Genomic DNA, 15616 nt, shown 5'->3' on the forward strand with positions numbered 1-15616 from the left:
GAAGCTCGACTGACATGAAACGTCTCAAAATCCTGCGGCGGTGGTTCGCGCGAAAGTTCGGCTTTGCGCGGCTGTTGTGCCTCGGACTGCTGGTCGTCTTCGCCGGTCTGCGCGTCTGGGATCCGGCACCGGTGCAGGAACTGAGGCTGCGCACCTTCGACCAATTCCAGCGGCTCGATCCGCGCGACAAGAAGGGGTGCGGCCGGTCACCATCGTCGACATTGACGACAGGAGCCTCGCCAGGCTTGGCCAATGGCCGTGGTCGCGGACGCGGATCGCGGACATGATCATCAACCTCACCAACAATGGCGCGGCGGCGATCGGCTTCGACGTGGTGTTCTCGGAAGCAGACCGGCTTAATCCCGATCTGATCGCCAACCAGATGCGCTATCTGGACGACGCCACACGGATGAAGCTGCGCGAGCTGCCGAGCAACGACCAGATTCTGTCGGAAGCCATCCAGCGCTCGCGCGTCGTCCTCGGCGAAACCGGGCAGCCGGAGGTCGGGGCGGAGCTCGACCAGACACTCCCCTTCACCGGCGTTGCGACGGTCGGTGAGGAGAATGCCGAAAAATTCTTGTTCGAATTCCCCGGCCTGCTGCGCAACGTGCCGGTCATCGAGAAGGTCGCTTCCGGGCGTGGCCTGTTCTCGATCCGGGCCGAGCGCGACGGCCTGATCCGCCGGGTGCCGATGATCATGCGCGCCCAGGGCAACATCATGCCCTCGCTCAGCCTCGAGATATTGCGGGTCGTCACGGGGACACCGACACTGCTGGTTCGCACGGACAAGACCGGCATCCGCGCCATCCGCCTCAAGGGCGTCGAGATCCCGACCGACAAGAACGGCCAGCTCTGGGTGCATTACGCCCGCCGCGACCCCTCGATCTACGTCTCGGCGGCGGACGTGCTCGACAACACCGTGCCGCCCGGCAAGATCGCCGGCAAGCTGGTGCTGATCGGCACCTCCGCAGCCGGGCTGAACGATCTCAAGACCACGCCGGTCTCCCCGAACATGCCGGGCGTCGAAATCCACGCCCAGGTGCTCGAAAGCGTACTGAGCGGCGCCGTCATCTCCCAGCCGAATTACGCGCTCGGCGTCGAGCTGTTCGCCGCGCTGATCATCGGCATGCTCGTCATCATCTTCACGCCGAATCTCGGCCCGGTCCGGCTCGTGCTCGCGGGCGCGACCTTCGCCGCCATCCTGATCGGCACGTCCTGGTTCTTCTATTGGCGGTACCGCTACCTCATCGATTTCACCTATCCGCTGCTGTCGACCACCGCGATCTACCTGACCTTCATCTTCGCGAGCTTCGTGCGCGAGCAGCGGCAGCGGAAAGAGATCCGCGGCATCTTCGCGCAATACATGTCGCCCGTTCTGGTCGAGCAGATGGCGCAGTCGCCGGAAAAGGTCGTGCTCGGCGGCGAGGAGCGCGAGCTGACGATCATGTTCTCCGACGTACGCGGCTTCACCACGATCTCGGAGAGCTACAAGCACGATCCGCAAGGGCTCATCGTGCTGATGAACCGCTTCCTGACGCCGCTCACCGACGTGATCATCGAAGAGAAGGGCTACGTCGACAAATACATGGGCGACGCCATCATGGCGTTCTGGAATGCGCCGCTCGACGATGCCGAGCACCAGGTCAACGCCTGCGAGGCCGCGCTTCAGATGCTCGAGAAGATCGAATTGGTCAACAAGGAACGCGAGCAGGAAGCTGCCGATGGTGGCCGCGTCTATATCCCGCTCAATGTGGGCATCGGCCTCAACACCGGCATCGGCGTGGTCGGCAACATGGGGTCGGATCTTAAGAAGAACTATTCGGTGCTCGGCGACAGCGTGAACCTGGCGTCACGGCTGGAAGGCCAGACCAAGGAATACGGTTTTCCGATCATCGTCGGCTCTCGCACGGCGCTCGCCGCCAAGGACAAGTTCGCGATCCTCGAGCTCGACTTCATCATGGTCAAGGGCAAGACCGAGCCGGAGGTGATCTATGCCATCGCCGGCCGCGAGGACATGATGCAGTCCGCCGCGTTCCAGCGCCTGCGCAACATCACCATCGAGATGCTCGGCTGCTACCGCAACCGCGACTGGCAGGGCGCACTCGACGCCATCGAGCGCGGCCGCCGCAGCGAGGATGCCGACACGCTGGATAAGTTGTTCAAGCTCTACGAAGCGCGGATCAACGATTTCAAGATCGATCCGCCGCCGGAAGAGTGGACCGGGGCGTTTGCGCTGCTGACGAAGTAGCCGTTGTCCGTGAGGAGCTAGCCGGCGTCGCCCATACACTCCGTCATCGCGAGCGCAGCGAAGCAATCCAGACTGCCGCTGCGGAAAGACTCTGGATTGCTTCGCTCCGCTCGCAATGACGAGTCTGTTGAGGCGTTTGCGCGCAATAGCTCGCGGCGGTCGTCCAGGCCAAGGCTGAGACGACCGCGTTCATTGAGTGCGCGCCGCCCTCACTCCACCCCGATCGTCGTCAGGTCCTGGAACCAATGCTGCGCCTGCACGAACTGCTTGATCTTTGGCGACAGCGCGTGCGGGTTGGTGTCGTGGACGACCCAGACCAGCGCGGCATCGTCGACGATCAGCGCATGCGCCTGCGCGATCAGGTCGTCCTGCTTGGCGGTATCAAACGTCTGCTTGGCCTGCTTGATCAGCGCGTCGACCTCGGGGTTCTTGTAGCCGCCCCAGTTGACGCCGACCGGCGCGATCTGGTCGGAGGCGAAGAAGCGGACGATCGCGTAGAGCGGGTCTGAGGTGACATAGGCGATATTGTTGGCGGTGATGCCGGCGTTGATCTCGTCGGCCGCGCCCTTCCGCCAATGCGTATAGAGCGTCTCGAGCTCGACCACCTTGAAGTCGATATCGATGCCGATCTCCTTGAAGTTCTGCTGCAGGAATTCGTTCATCGGCAGCGACAGCATCTGGCCGGTGCCGCCCTGCGCGATGATAAACGTCGCCTTAAGCGGTTTTGCCTTGGAGTAGCCGGCTTCCTCGACCAGCTTCTTCGCGGCGGCGAGATCGTACTTGATCTCGAAGCTTGGCTTGCCGAACCAGGGGCTCGAGGGATCGACCTGGCCCTTGGCGGGTTTGGCCAGCCCATTCATCAGGCCGACGACCTCGTCGCGGTTGATCGCGAGGTTCAGCGCCTTGCGCAGGCGGATGTCGGTCCAGGGCGAGCCCGGCAGCACGCTCAGATGATAATTCCAGACATGCGGCGTGACGTTGTCGACGATCTTCATGCCGGCCGCTTTCAGCTGCGGCACGGCGTCCGGCGCCGGCGTCTCGATCAGGTCGACTTGCCCTGCGAGCAGCGCGTTGGTGCGCGTCAGCGCCTCCGGCATCGGCACCAGCACGATCTTGTCGACCTTGGGAATGCGCTTCGCGTTCCAGTAATCCGGATTTTTGCTGAGCTCCGCGAGCTCGCGCGGCACGAGCTTGGTCAGCTTGAACGGGCCGGTGCCGGAGGGCTGGCTCGCGAACTTGTCCCAATCCTTGCCGAGCTTGTCGTATTGCGCCGGGCTCGACACCAGGAACCACAGCATCTGATAGGGGAAGAATGAGTCCACGGTCTTGGTCGTGATCTCCACGGTAAAGTCGTCGATCTTGGCGTAGCTCGCCACCGAAGGCAGCCGCGTCTTCACCTGCGCGCTCTGCCGCTTGTCGAATTGCGGCGCCTTGTCGTTGAGCACCTTGTCGAGATTCCAGATCACCGCATCGGCGTTGAAGTCGCTGCCGTCGTGAAACTTCACGCTCTTGCGCAGAGCGAAGCGCCATTTGGTCTTGTCGGCGTCGTCGACCTTCCATTCGGTGGCGAGGCCCGGGACCAGCTTGCCCGGGCGATCGGCGACGTCCATTTCCCAGGCCACCAGCGGATCGTAGATCGTATAGGCGGTGAACTGATAGGCGCCGGCACCGCGGTCGGGCTGGCCCGTCGTCAACGGAATGTCCGCCATCGAGATGCCGTAGCGCACCACCGTTTCGGCGCGCGCCGGGATTGCAAATGACGCCAGCGCAAGCACGGCGAGACAAGTTGATAGTCGGATACGCATGGCCCAAAGCTCCCAAAGAAAACTCAAGCGAAAGTCAGGGCCAAACCTGCAATCTTGATGCCAGAATAGGCAGCTTGGTGCCTATGCACGCGCGCGATCACAAGGACTTGTCGTCGCAGGGGCTATTTGCAGAATAAGTTTCCCCATTGGCATACGCATTGCATACGTTTGCATCAAAATTAATCATCGAAAGCCGGAAGAGGACTGAGGCAATGCTTATCAAGACAACGACGCGCGCGGCGCTGATTGCAGCGCTGGCCCTGACGACTGCGGCCGCGTGGCCGCGCGCGGCCGGTGCCGAAACGGTGCTGCGCATCGGCATGACGGCTGCCGATATTCCGCGCACGCTCGGTCAGCCCGATCAGGGTTTTGAAGGCAATCGCTTCACCGGCGTCACCATGTATGACGCACTCACCGGCTGGGATCTCTCGTCTGCCGACAAGGCCAGCGTGGTGATCCCAGGGCTTGCCACCGAGTGGAAGGTCGACGACGCCGACAAGACCAAATGGATATTCAAGCTGCGCCCCGGCGTCACCTTCCATGACGGCACGCCGTTCAATGCCGACGCGGTGGTCTGGAACGTCGACAAGGTCCTGAAGCAGGACGCGCCGCAATTCGACGCCAGCCAGGTCGGCGTGACCGCATCGCGCATGCCGACGCTGGCGTCCGCAAGGAAGATCGACGACATGACCGTCGAGCTCACCACCAAAGAGCCCGACAGCTTCCTGCCGATCAACCTCACCAACCTCTTCATAGCGAGCCCGGCGAAGTGGCAGCACTTCTATGACAAGGCGGAAGGCGCCGACGCCAAGGCGAAGTCGCAGTCCGCCTGGACCGCCTTTGCCAGGGACGCCGCGGGCACAGGCCCGTGGAAGATGGCGAGCTTCACCCCGCGCGAGCGGCTCGAGCTGGTCAAGAACGCGGACTATTGGGACAAGGCCCGCGTGCCCAAAATCGACAAGATGGTGCTCCTGCCGATGCCGGAAGCCAATGCGCGCACCGCAGCACTGCTGTCCGGACAGGTCGATTGGGTCGAGGCGCCGGCGCCGGATGCGCTGCCCGAGCTCAAGCAGCGCGGATTCAAGCTCTACGCCAACGAGCAGCCGCATGTCTGGCCTTGGCAGTTCTCGCGCGTCGAAGGCTCGCCCTGGAACGACATCCGCGTCCGCAAGGCCGCCAACCTCTGCGTCGATCGCGAGGGTCTCAAGGACGGCTTGCTTGCAGGGCTGATGGTGCCGGCGACCGGCACCTTCGAGCCCGGCCATCCCTGGCGCGGCAAGCCGACCTTCGAGATCAAGTACGACAAGCCGGCTGCGCAAAAGCTGATGCAGGAGGCAGGCTTTGGTCCGAACAAGAAGCTGACGGTGAAAATCCAGACCTCGGCTTCGGGCTCGGGCCAGATGCAGCCGCTGCCGATGAACGAATATCTCCAGCAGGCACTCGCCGAATGCTATTTCGACGTGCAGCTCGATGTCATCGAGTGGAATACGCTGTTCACCAACTGGCGCCGCGGCGCCAAGGATCCGTCAGCCAACGGCTCGAACGCCACCAACGTCACCTACGCGGCGATGGACCCGTTCTTCGCGCTGGTGCGCTTCCTGCAATCGAGCATGGCCCCTCCCGTCTCGAACAATTGGGGCTATATCAACAATCCCAAGTTCGACGAGTTGGTGAAGAAGGCGCGGCAGACCTTCGATCCCGCCGCGCGTGACGCCGCGCTCGCCGAACTGCACGCGGCCTCCGTCGATGACGCAGCCTTCCTCTACGTCGCCCACGACGTCGGCCCGCGCGCGATGAGCCCGAAAGTCACCGGCGTGATCCAGCCGAAGAGCTGGTTCATCGACTTCTCGCCGATTTCGATGACGCCGTGAGGTGCTAGCAACCAACTCGGTGCACCCTCTCCCCTTGTGGGAGCGGGTGGCTTCGCGAAGCGAAGCCGGGTGAGGGGTCTCTCCGCGAGCTCCCCTCGTTCAACTGAAGCGTCTGTATCCGCGGATCCAACCTCATCCGGCGCTTGCGCGCCACCTTCTCCCACACGGGGAGAAGGGAAGAAAAGAAGCAAAGTGCTCGCCTACATCGTCCGACGTATCGTCTATGTCATCCCGATCGTCATCAGCGTGGCGCTGGTGTGCTTTCTGCTCGTGCACATCACGCCGGGCGATCCGCTGGTCGCGGTGCTGCCGGCCGATGCCTCGCAGGAGCTTGCCGCGCAGCTCCGCGCTGCCTACGGTTTTGACCGGCCGCTGCCGGTGCAGTTCGGCCTGTGGTTGCTGCGCGCGCTGCACGGCGATCTCGGCAATTCAATCGCGACCGGGCGCCCGGTGCTCGCCGAAGTCATGCGCGCGGTCGCCAATACCGTCACGCTGGCGATTGCGGCGGCCATCATCGGCTTCACCATGGGCATCCTGCTCGGCCTGATCGCCGGCTATTTCCGCGAGACCTGGATCGACAAGCTCGCGACCTCCTTTGCGATCGCCGGCGTGTCGGTGCCGCATTACTGGCTCGGCATGGTGCTGGTCATCATCTTCTCGGTGGAGCTGAACTGGCTGCCCGCGGTCGGCGCCGGGCCCGGCGGCTCGGCCGCCTGGGCCTGGGATTGGGAGCATCTCAAATATCTCGTGCTGCCGGCGATCACGACGTCGGTAATCCCGATGGGGATCGTCACGCGCACCGTGCGCGCGCTCACTGGGGATATCCTCTCGCAGGATTTCGTCGAGGCATTGCGCGCCAAAGGCCTGCGCGAAACCGGCGTGTTCCGCCACGTCATCAAGAATGCCGCGCCGACCGCGCTCGCCGTGATGGGGCTGCAACTCGGTTACATGCTCGGCGGCTCGATCCTGATCGAGACCGTGTTCTCCTGGCCGGGCTCGGGCTTCCTGCTCAACTCCGCGATCTTCCAGCGCGACCTGCCGCTGTTGCAGGGCACGATCCTGGTGCTGGCCCTGTTCTTCGTCTTCCTCAATCTGCTGGTCGACATCGCGCAAGCCGCGATCGATCCGCGCATCAAGCGGGGCTAGAGGGATGAGCCTAGCTGTAGCCACGCGAAAGGTGCCCCCTCTCCCGCTTGCGGGGAGGGCTGGGGTGGGGTCTTTCCGCAATCGAGAACCCCCAGAGGACAGAACCCTCACCCGCCGCTTCGCGCCGACCTCTCCCCCAAGCGGGAGAGGTACACTGCGTTCCTGGCGTGCACCGATTGCACCAAAGCCTGCTGGGAGCCCGCCGATGAGCGAGCTGCCATTGTCCGCGACCGCAGATGCCGCGCTTCAGGCCGCGCCCGCGACCAAGGCGCGCGGCTATTGGGCGACCGTCGGCCGGCGCATCCTGCGCGACAAGGTCAGCATGACCTGTGCGCTGGTGCTGGTGCTGATCTTCGTCTCCGCAATCCTTGCATCGTGGCTCGGGCTTGAAGACCCTACAAGGGCTCTATGATCCGCCGCCTGCGCCACATCGGCACAGTCGGCTATCCGCTCGGCACCGACGAACTCGGCCGCGACATGCTGGCGCGGCTGATCTATGGCGGGCGGCTGTCGCTGGTGATCGGCATTTTGCCTGTCGTTCTCGCCTTCTGCATCGGAACTTCGCTCGGCCTCGTCGCCGGCTATGTCGGCGGCAAGCTCAACACCGCGATCATGCGCACGATCGACGTGTTCTACGCCTTCCCCTCCGTGCTGCTGGCGATCGCGATCTCCGGCGCGCTGGGCGCCGGTATCCTCAATTCCATCGTGTCGTTGACGGTCGTGTTCGTGCCGCAGATCACCCGCGTCGCCGAGAGCGTCACCACCGGCGTACGCAACATGGATTTCGTCGAGGCCGCGCGCGCCTCCGGCGCCGGGCCCTTCACCATCATGCGCGTGCACATCCTCGGCAACGTGCTGGGTTCGATCTTCGTCTATGCGACAAGCCTGATCTCGGTCTCCATGATTCTGGCGGCCGGTCTCTCCTTCCTCGGTCTCGGTACAAAACCACCGGAGCCGGAATGGGGCCTGATGCTCAATACGCTTCGCACGGCGATCTACGTCAACCCTGGGTCGCAGCATTGCCGGGCGCGATGATCTTCGCGGTCTCGATCTGCTTCAACCTGCTTTCGGACGGCCTGCGCAGCGCCATGGACATCAGGAACTAGCGATGGCGATAAACACGCAGTTCGCCGCGGCGGTGGCGGTGCCACACCTCTCCCGGAGGGAGAGGCATAGGCCGCCTTTGGCGGCCGTTCTTAAGAACGCCGAAGAGATGCTTCGGCTACGTCGCATCGTCAGATGCGATCCGGGTGAGGGGTTACGCTCTACCGAGTTTGCCGCTCCTCACCCGGCGCTTCGCGCCGACCTCTCCCCGATGGGGAGAGGTGAAGGACGGCGCCCATGACGACAACAGAACCAATCGCCATGCTGGAGCCGATCGAGGACGTCGGCGGCGTCGCGCAGCCGTTGCTCCAGGTCAATGGCCTCACCAAGCATTTTCCGGTGCGTGGCGGGCTGTTCGCCGCGAAGCGCACCGTGCGCGCGGTCGACAATGTCTCCTTCTCGGTGGCGAAGGGCGAGACCGTCGGCATCGTCGGCGAATCCGGCTGCGGCAAGTCGACCACCGCGCGCCTCTTGATGCACCTGATGCCGCGCAATACCGGCGACATCATCTATGACGGCATGACCGTCGGGCAGTCGCTGTCGCTGCGCGAGCTGCGGCGCGGCATGCAGATGGTGTTCCAGGATCCTACGCTTCGCTCAATCCGCGCCTGACCATCGAGGAATCGATCGCCTTTGGCCCGAAAGTTCACGGCATGGCTGACGGCGCGGCACGCGCGCTGGCCCGCGAGCTGCTCGGCAAGGTTGGCCTGGTCCCTGCAAACTTCGGCAACCGCTATCCGCACGAGATCTCCGGCGGCCAGCGCCAGCGCGTCAACATCGCACGTGCGCTCGCGCTCTCGCCGCGGCTGGTGATCCTGGACGAAGCCGTCTCCGCGCTCGACAAATCCGTCGAGGCGCAGGTGCTCAACCTGCTGGCCGACCTCAAGCGCGAGTTCGGCCTGACCTATCTCTTCATCAGCCACGACCTCAACGTCGTCCGCTACATCAGCGATCGCGTGCTGGTGATGTATCTCGGCGAGGTCGTTGAGCTCGGACCGGTCGACCAGGTCTGGGACAGCCCCGTACATCCCTATACGCGTGCCCTGTTGGCGGCAATGCCGTCCTCCGATCCTGATAGCCGCACCGAAAAGCCGCCGATCTCCGGCGATCCGCCCAATCCGATCGATCCGCCCGCGGGCTGCCGCTTCCACACCCGCTGTCCGTTTGCGGAGCCGCTCTGCGCAAATGCTGCACCAAAGCTCACTGCCGTGGATAGAATGGGCCACGAAGCCGCGTGCTACATGGCCATACCGGGTTCAGGCCATAGCCGCGCGCCGGGAGAGGACATCGCATGACGAGACCAACGACCAAAGAAATCCAGGCGACGGCGCACGTCGCCGGTATCCCGGTGAATGAGGAGATCGCGACGCGCATCTCCAATTCCATCGGGCCCGCCTTTGAAGGCTTTGCCGCCATCGCCGGCACGCTGCCGTTCGACCTCGAGCCCGCGCTCTATCCGCTCGCGCAGACGCAGAAGGTGTCGAAATGAGCACCGAACCTGCCTTGATGACGCTCACCGAGGTCGCGCGCGCGATCGCGACGAAGCAGGTGTCCTCGCATGAGGTGATGCGTGCGCTGCTGCACCGTATCGCGCAGTGGCAGCCGCATCTCAACGCCTTCATGTCGATCGAGTCGGAAGCTGCGTTGAAGGCGGCCGATGCCGCCGACGCCGCGCTCGCCAAAGGCGAGGTCCGCGGTCCCTTGCACGGCGTGCCGCTCGCGCACAAGGACATGTACTACGATGCCGGCCACGTCGCGACCTGCGGCTCGCTGATCCGCCGCGATTTCGTGCCGACGGTGACGTCCACGGCCTTGCAGCGGCTGAAGGACGCCGGTCAGGTCCGTCTCGGCACCTTGCATCTGGCCGAGTTCGCCTATGGCCCGACCGGTCACAACGCCCATTATGGCCCGGTGCGCAATCCCTGGAACGTCGCGCATATCACCGGCGGCTCGTCCTCGGGCTCCGGTTCGTCGGTCGCAGCGCGGCTCACCTATGCGGCGCTGGGCTCGGACACCGGCGGCTCGATCCGCATGCCCGCGCATTTCTGCGGCGTCACCGGTCTGAAGACCACCGTCGGCCGCGTCAGCCGGGCCGGTGCGATGCCGCTGTCGCAATCGCTCGACACGGTCGGTCCGCTCGCGCGCACCGCCGAAGACTGCGCGCTGCTGCTGGCGCTGATGGCCGGTCCGGACCCCGAGGATTCCACCACGAGCCACGAGCCGCTGTCGGACTATGTCGCTGCGACCAAGGGCTCGCTGAAGGGCCTCAAGATCGGCGTGCCCGCGTCGTTCTATGTCGACGATCTCGACAGCGAAGTTGCGCGCGTGCTGGAGGAGACCATCGCGGTGCTCAAGCGCGAGGGCGCCGACATCCTCACAATCGAGCTGCCGGACCAGCGGCAATTGTCCGCGGCGAGTCAGCTCGTGCTCGCGGCGGAAGCTGCCGCCTTCCACAAGCGCTGGATGATCGAACGTCCGCAGGATTATGGCTCGCAGGTGCTGATGCGGCTGCAGAACGGCCTCGCCGTTCCCGCCATTACCTATCTCGAGGCGATGCGCTGGCGCGGCCCGGCACTCGCCGCGCACAATGCCGCGGCCGCTGGTGTGGATGCGATCATCGCACCGGCCTCGCCGGTGCCGGCGCCGACCATCGAGGAGAGCGACGTCGGCGGCGGGCCGAACGCTCCGGCGCTGTTGCAGCGGCTGACGCTGTTTACCCGTCCGGTGAATTTTTTGGGCCTGCCGTCACTCACCATTCCCTCCGGATTCACCAGGAGTGGCCTGCCTGTGGGCATGCAGCTGATCGGCCGCTCCTTCGATGAAGCGACCTTGCTGACCATCGGCGCCGCCTTCCAGCGCGTCACCGATTATCACGATCGGGTACCGAAACTGCCGTCATGACAAAGCTCGTCGAGATATCAGGCCTCAACATCCGCTTCACCGGCGAGCGTACGGTCCATGCCGTGAACGATCTCAATCTCTCACTCGGCGACGGCGAGGTGCTGGGCCTGCTCGGCGAATCCGGTTCGGGCAAGAGCGTGACCCTGCGTGCGCTGATGCGGCTGCTGCCGAAGAAGCGCACGCTGATTTCCGGCAAAGTCGACGTCATGGGCCGTGACGTGCTTGCGATGAGCGACGAGGAGCTGTCGTCGTTCCGCGGCCAGACCGTATCGATGATCTTTCAGGAGCCGGCACTGGCGCTCGATCCGGTCTACACCATCGGTGCGCAGATCGCCGAAAGCGTCGTGCGTCACGAGGGCAAGAGTTACGCAGAGGGCGCGCGCGGGCATTGGAGATGCTCGAGGTCGTGCGCATTCCCTCCGCCACGCGCCGGCTCGATGCCTACCCGCACGAAATGTCCGGCGGTATGCGTCAGCGCGCGATGATCGCGCTGGCGCTCGCCTGCCGGCCGAAGATCCTGCTCGCGGACGAGCCGACTACTGCGCTCGATGCCACCGTGCAGATCCAGATCCTGCTGCTGTTGCGCGAACTGCAACGCGAGTTCGGCATGTCGGTCATCTTCGTCACCCACGACATCGGTGTGGCGATCGAGATCTGCGACCGCGTCGCGGTGATGTATGCCGGCCAGATCGTGGAGCAGGGCAGCCTGCGCGACATCGTCCGGAGCCCGATGCACCCCTATGCCAAGGGCCTGCTCGCCTCGACCATCCATGGCGCCAAGCGGGGCGCCCGTCTGGAGACCATTCCCGGCACCCCGCCATCGCTGGCCGAAAAGCCCCGCAACTGCTCGTTCGCGCCCCGCTGCGCGGTGGCGCAGCCGCGCTGCGTCCAGCAATTGCCTGCGAATGTGGAGGTTGCGCCGGGAAGGGCCGCACGGTGCGTGCTGGCGGAGCCGGCGGCCCCGAGGTAGCGAATTCTCTACTGTGCATGGGGTTGTTTTCGCGATTCGTGTCTGAGCAGCCCCTCCGGGAACAGCATTCAGACCCCACTCATGCCGGTTCCATCGGCGCCGCCATCTGTAGCTGGTGCGCGGCGGGGCCGCTTCTAACCGGTTCGATCGATCGGAACCAAGGGCCTGTCCCGCGCGCCTTGGGGAAAGGCGATTGTTTTTGCCCGAAAAAGCCGCAAAGACTGTGGAATACCGGACTTGCGCATCGGCCCGCCCGGGGTAGATGTGGCGAGGCCTGGATTAATTGGGTTGCATTGCACGCGGGGAGAACCCGATATTAATGCGGGGCGCGTACGCCTCGATTTGCTTTTGTAATCAGGGCTTTGGAAATCAGGGGTTTTGCCCCTTACCCGAAAGTGATCAGACTGATGGCAGCCGTTCCCGGCCTCCGCCGTTCAGAGCTCGGTGACGCGCTGCGTGCCTGCCGCACGGCGTTCATCGGCGTCGCCTTCATGAGCTGCATGATCAACCTGCTCTATCTGACCGGGTCGATCTTCATGCTGGAGGTCTATGACCGGGTGCTGCCGAGCCGCAGCATTCCGACCCTCGTCGGACTGATCGTTCTCGCTGGTGGCCTCTACATGGCGCAGGGCGTGCTCGACATGATCCGCAGCCGCATCCTGGGACGAGTCGGAACCGCGCTAGACGAGGCCCTGAACAAGCGCGTGTTCGACACCATCGTGCGCCTGCCGCTGCTGGTCGGCAATCGCAACGAGGGGCTGCAGCCGCTGCGCGATCTCGACAATGTCCGCTCTTTCCTCGGCGGCATGGGCCCGAGCGCGTTTTTCGACCTGCCCTGGCTCCCGCTTTATCTCGCCATCTGTTTCGCCTTCCATGTCATGATCGGCGTGACCGCGCTGGTCGGCGCCATCATCCTGGTCAGCTTGACCCTGGTCACCGAATTCCTGTCCCGCCAGCCGGCGAAGGAAGCGATGGGCCTTGCCGCCCAGCGCAACGACCTCGCCCAGTCCAGCCGCCGCAATGCCGAGGTGCTGGTGTCGATGGGCATGGCCGGCCGGCTGAACGCGCGCTGGAGCGAGGCCAACGAAAAATACCTCGCCGGCAACCAGCGTGCGAGCGACGTCGCGGGCGGCCTCGGCGCGATCGCAAAAGTGCTGCGCATGATGCTGCAATCGGCGGTGCTCGCGGTCGGCGCCTATCTCGTCATTCACCAGGAGGCGACCGCCGGCATCATCATCGCGGGATCGATCCTCTCGGCCCGCGCGCTGGCGCCGGTCGATCTCGCGATCGCGCATTGGAAGTCCTTCGTCGCGGCACGGCAGAGCTGGCACCGCCTCAGCCGCCTCCTGGAACAGATGCCGGCGCAGGCGACGCCGACCCAGTTGCAGGCACCCACCAGCCGCCTCTCGGTCGAGGGCGTGGCGATGGTTGCGCCAGGTGACCAGCGCCTCATCGTCCAGGAGGTCAATTTTGTGCTCGAAGCCGGCAACGGCCTCGGCGTGATCGGGCCGAGCGGCTCCGGCAAATCCTCGCTGATCCGCGCACTGGTCGGCGTCTGGTATCCGGTCCGCGGCAAGGTCCGGCTCGACGGCGCGGCGCTCGATCAATGGTCGTCCGACATGCTCGGCCGCCACATCGGCTATCTGCCGCAGGACGTCGAACTGTTCGGCGGCACGATCGCGCAGAACATCAGCCGTTTTGATCCGGAGGCGACCTCCGACGCCATCATCTCCGCGGCCAAGCAAGCCGGCGTGCACGAGATGATCATCAAGATGCGCGAGGGCTACAATACCCAAGTCGGCGAGCAGGGCACGTCGCTGTCCGCAGGCCAGGCCCAGCGTGTGGCGCTGGCGCGCGCGCTCTATGGCAATCCGTTCCTGATCGTGCTGGACGAGCCGAACTCCAATCTCGACACCGAAGGCGACGAGGCGCTGACCCGCGCGATCCGCAGCGCACGCGAGCGCGGCGCCATCATCATCGTGGTGGCGCACCGGCCGATCGGCGTCGAGGCGGTCGACCAGATCCTGGTCCTTCGCGACGGGCGCATGCAGGCGTTCGGTCCGAAGGAGCAGGTGCTCGCCCAGGTGCTCCAGCCCCGCGTCGCACCGCCGGCGCCAATCAAGATCGTCAGCGAAGGCGGAGTGGCCAAACCATGAGCACGATGACGGTCGCCAGACCAAAACCCACCGCGTCCAGGACGGTGCGGGAGTCGATCCGCTTTCACTTGATCCTCGGGATCTCGATCGTGCTGGTTTTGGCCGTCGGCCTCGGCGGCTGGGGCTCGACGGTGCAGATCTCCGGCGCGCTGATCGCGCCGGGCCAGATCGTGGTCGAATCCAACGTCAAGAAGGTGCAGCATCCGACCGGCGGCGTAGTTGGCGAGGTGCGCGCTCGCGACGGCGACGTGGTCAAGGCCGGTGATATCGTGGTGCGGCTCGACGACACCGTCACCAAGGCCAACCTCGCCATCGTCACCAAGAATCTCGACGCCGCGCTGGCGCGCGCCGCACGGCTTCAGGCCGAGCAGCGCGGTCTCGACAAGATCGAATTCCCGCCATCGCTGCTCGATCGCGGCGACGATCCCGACGTCAAGGCGCTGCTGTCTGCCGAAACCAAGCTGTTCGACGTCCGCGTCAACGGCCGTGCCGGCCAGAAGGCCCAGCTCCGCGAGCGCATCCAGCAGCTCAACGAGGAGATCGAAGGTCTTTCCGCGCAGGAGAAAGCCAAGGACAAGGAGATCTCGTTGGTGCAGCAGGAACTCACGGGCGTGCGCGATCTCTATGACAAGCACCTGGTGCAGATCTCGCGCCTGACCACGCTCGAGCGCGACTCCGCCCGGCTCAACGGCGAGCGCGCGCAGTACATCGCCTCGCGGGCGCAGGCCAAGGGCAAGATCACCGAGACCGAGCTTCAGATCATCCAGGTCGACAAGGACATGGTGAGCGAGGTCTCCAAGGATCTGCGCGAGACCAACGACAAGAGCGGCGAGCTGATCGAGCGCAAGGTCGCGGCCGAAGACCAGCTCCGGCGCGTCGACATCCGCGCGCCGCAGGACGGCATGGTGCTGCAGTCGACCGTGCACACCGTCGGCGGCGTCGTCACCGCCGGCGATGCGCTCATGCTGATCGTGCCGCAGGCCGACGACCTCCAGGTCGAGGCCAAGGTCAATCCGGTCGATATCGACAAGCTCCAGATCGGCCAGAAGACGCTGCTGCGTCTCTCCGCCTTCAATCAGCGCACCACGCCCGAGCTCACCGGCGTCGTCAGCCGCGTCTCGCCCGACGTCACCACGGACCAGCGCACGGGCCAGAGCTATTATACCATCCGCGTCTCGATGTCGGCGGAAGAGGTCGCCAAGCTCGGCGACTCCAAGCTGATTCCCGGCATGCCGGTGGAAGCCTTCGTCCAGACCGGCGATCGCACCATGCTGTCGTACCTCTTGAAGCCGCTGCACGATCAGTTCATGCGGGCGTTCCGCGAGAAGTGACGCGCGAAAGCGCGTCAGGTTCGATCTCGGGCGGCCAAAGGGGCTAAGCGCCGTGCCCACCATTCTTCATGCGGGATTCAAGAC

General features: G+C 64.7%; 7 protein-coding genes and 4 pseudogenes. 10 read left to right on the forward strand and 1 reads right to left on the reverse strand.

What is annotated here, in order from left to right; genetic code table 11:
- Positions 1–14 precede the first annotated feature (14 nt).
- A pseudogene (locus ACTGJ9_RS08195) lies at positions 15–2248 on the forward strand (CHASE2 domain-containing protein).
- 209 nt (positions 2249–2457) lie between these two features.
- Here ACTGJ9_RS08195 and ACTGJ9_RS08200 read toward each other — a convergent pair.
- Entirely contained in the window at positions 2458–4053 is a 1596-nt protein-coding gene (locus ACTGJ9_RS08200) for an ABC transporter substrate-binding protein (RefSeq protein ID WP_456676652.1), read from the reverse strand.
- A gap of 212 nt (positions 4054–4265) precedes the next feature.
- On the opposite strand from ACTGJ9_RS08200, the gene ACTGJ9_RS08205 reads away from it, so the two are divergent.
- From ACTGJ9_RS08205 to ACTGJ9_RS08245, 9 genes and pseudogenes are all read left to right on the forward strand, one after another.
- Positions 4266–5924: an ABC transporter substrate-binding protein gene (locus ACTGJ9_RS08205; protein WP_456676653.1), complete on the forward strand. Its 1659-nt coding sequence runs from the start codon at positions 4266–4268 to the stop codon at positions 5922–5924.
- Positions 5925–6116: 192 nt separating this feature from the next.
- Positions 6117–7070 (forward strand): ABC transporter permease, encoded by a 954-nt coding sequence (locus ACTGJ9_RS08210; protein ID WP_456676654.1) that lies wholly within the window; start codon positions 6117–6119, stop codon positions 7068–7070.
- 205 nt (positions 7071–7275) lie between these two features.
- Positions 7276–8176 (forward strand): annotated as a pseudogene (locus ACTGJ9_RS08215) (ABC transporter permease).
- Between the two features lie 235 nt (positions 8177–8411).
- Positions 8412–9469: pseudogene (locus ACTGJ9_RS08220) on the forward strand (ABC transporter ATP-binding protein).
- Positions 9466–9663, forward strand: a complete 198-nt coding sequence (locus ACTGJ9_RS08225) for a hypothetical protein (RefSeq protein WP_456676655.1) — start codon at positions 9466–9468, stop codon at positions 9661–9663. The pseudogene ACTGJ9_RS08220 and the gene ACTGJ9_RS08225 overlap by 4 nt, the downstream one beginning before the upstream one ends.
- Entirely contained in the window at positions 9660–11075 is a 1416-nt protein-coding gene (locus ACTGJ9_RS08230) for an amidase (RefSeq protein WP_456676656.1), read from the forward strand. Before ACTGJ9_RS08225 ends, ACTGJ9_RS08230 begins: the two co-directional genes overlap by 4 nt.
- A pseudogene (locus ACTGJ9_RS08235) lies at positions 11072–12045 on the forward strand (ABC transporter ATP-binding protein). Before ACTGJ9_RS08230 ends, ACTGJ9_RS08235 begins: the two are co-directional and overlap by 4 nt.
- A gap of 407 nt (positions 12046–12452) precedes the next feature.
- A complete protein-coding gene (locus ACTGJ9_RS08240; RefSeq protein ID WP_456676657.1) occupies positions 12453–14201 on the forward strand; it encodes a type I secretion system permease/ATPase in 1749 nt (582 codons plus the stop codon).
- Entirely contained in the window at positions 14198–15532 is a 1335-nt protein-coding gene (locus ACTGJ9_RS08245; protein WP_456676658.1) for an HlyD family type I secretion periplasmic adaptor subunit, read from the forward strand. The genes ACTGJ9_RS08240 and ACTGJ9_RS08245 overlap by 4 nt, the downstream gene beginning before the upstream one ends.
- Positions 15533–15616 lie beyond the last annotated feature (84 nt).

The organism is Bradyrhizobium sp. RDM12 (genome assembly GCF_051917485.1).
Taxonomy (GTDB): domain Bacteria; phylum Pseudomonadota; class Alphaproteobacteria; order Rhizobiales; family Xanthobacteraceae; genus Bradyrhizobium.

What these genes read in the sequence shown, in the direction of transcription:
- ACTGJ9_RS08230 (WP_456676656.1), top strand. Translation starts at nt 9,660, where the DNA reads ATGAGCACCGAACCTGCCTTGATGACGCTCACCGAGGTCGCGCGCGCG.
- ACTGJ9_RS08200 (WP_456676652.1), bottom strand. Translation starts at nt 4,053, where the DNA reads ATGCGTATCCGACTATCAACTTGTCTCGCCGTGCTTGCGCTGGCGTCA.
- ACTGJ9_RS08205 (WP_456676653.1), top strand. Translation starts at nt 4,266, where the DNA reads ATGCTTATCAAGACAACGACGCGCGCGGCGCTGATTGCAGCGCTGGCC.
- ACTGJ9_RS08225 (WP_456676655.1), top strand. Translation starts at nt 9,466, where the DNA reads ATGACGAGACCAACGACCAAAGAAATCCAGGCGACGGCGCACGTCGCC.
- ACTGJ9_RS08245 (WP_456676658.1), top strand. Translation starts at nt 14,198, where the DNA reads ATGAGCACGATGACGGTCGCCAGACCAAAACCCACCGCGTCCAGGACG.
- ACTGJ9_RS08240 (WP_456676657.1), top strand. Translation starts at nt 12,453, where the DNA reads ATGGCAGCCGTTCCCGGCCTCCGCCGTTCAGAGCTCGGTGACGCGCTG.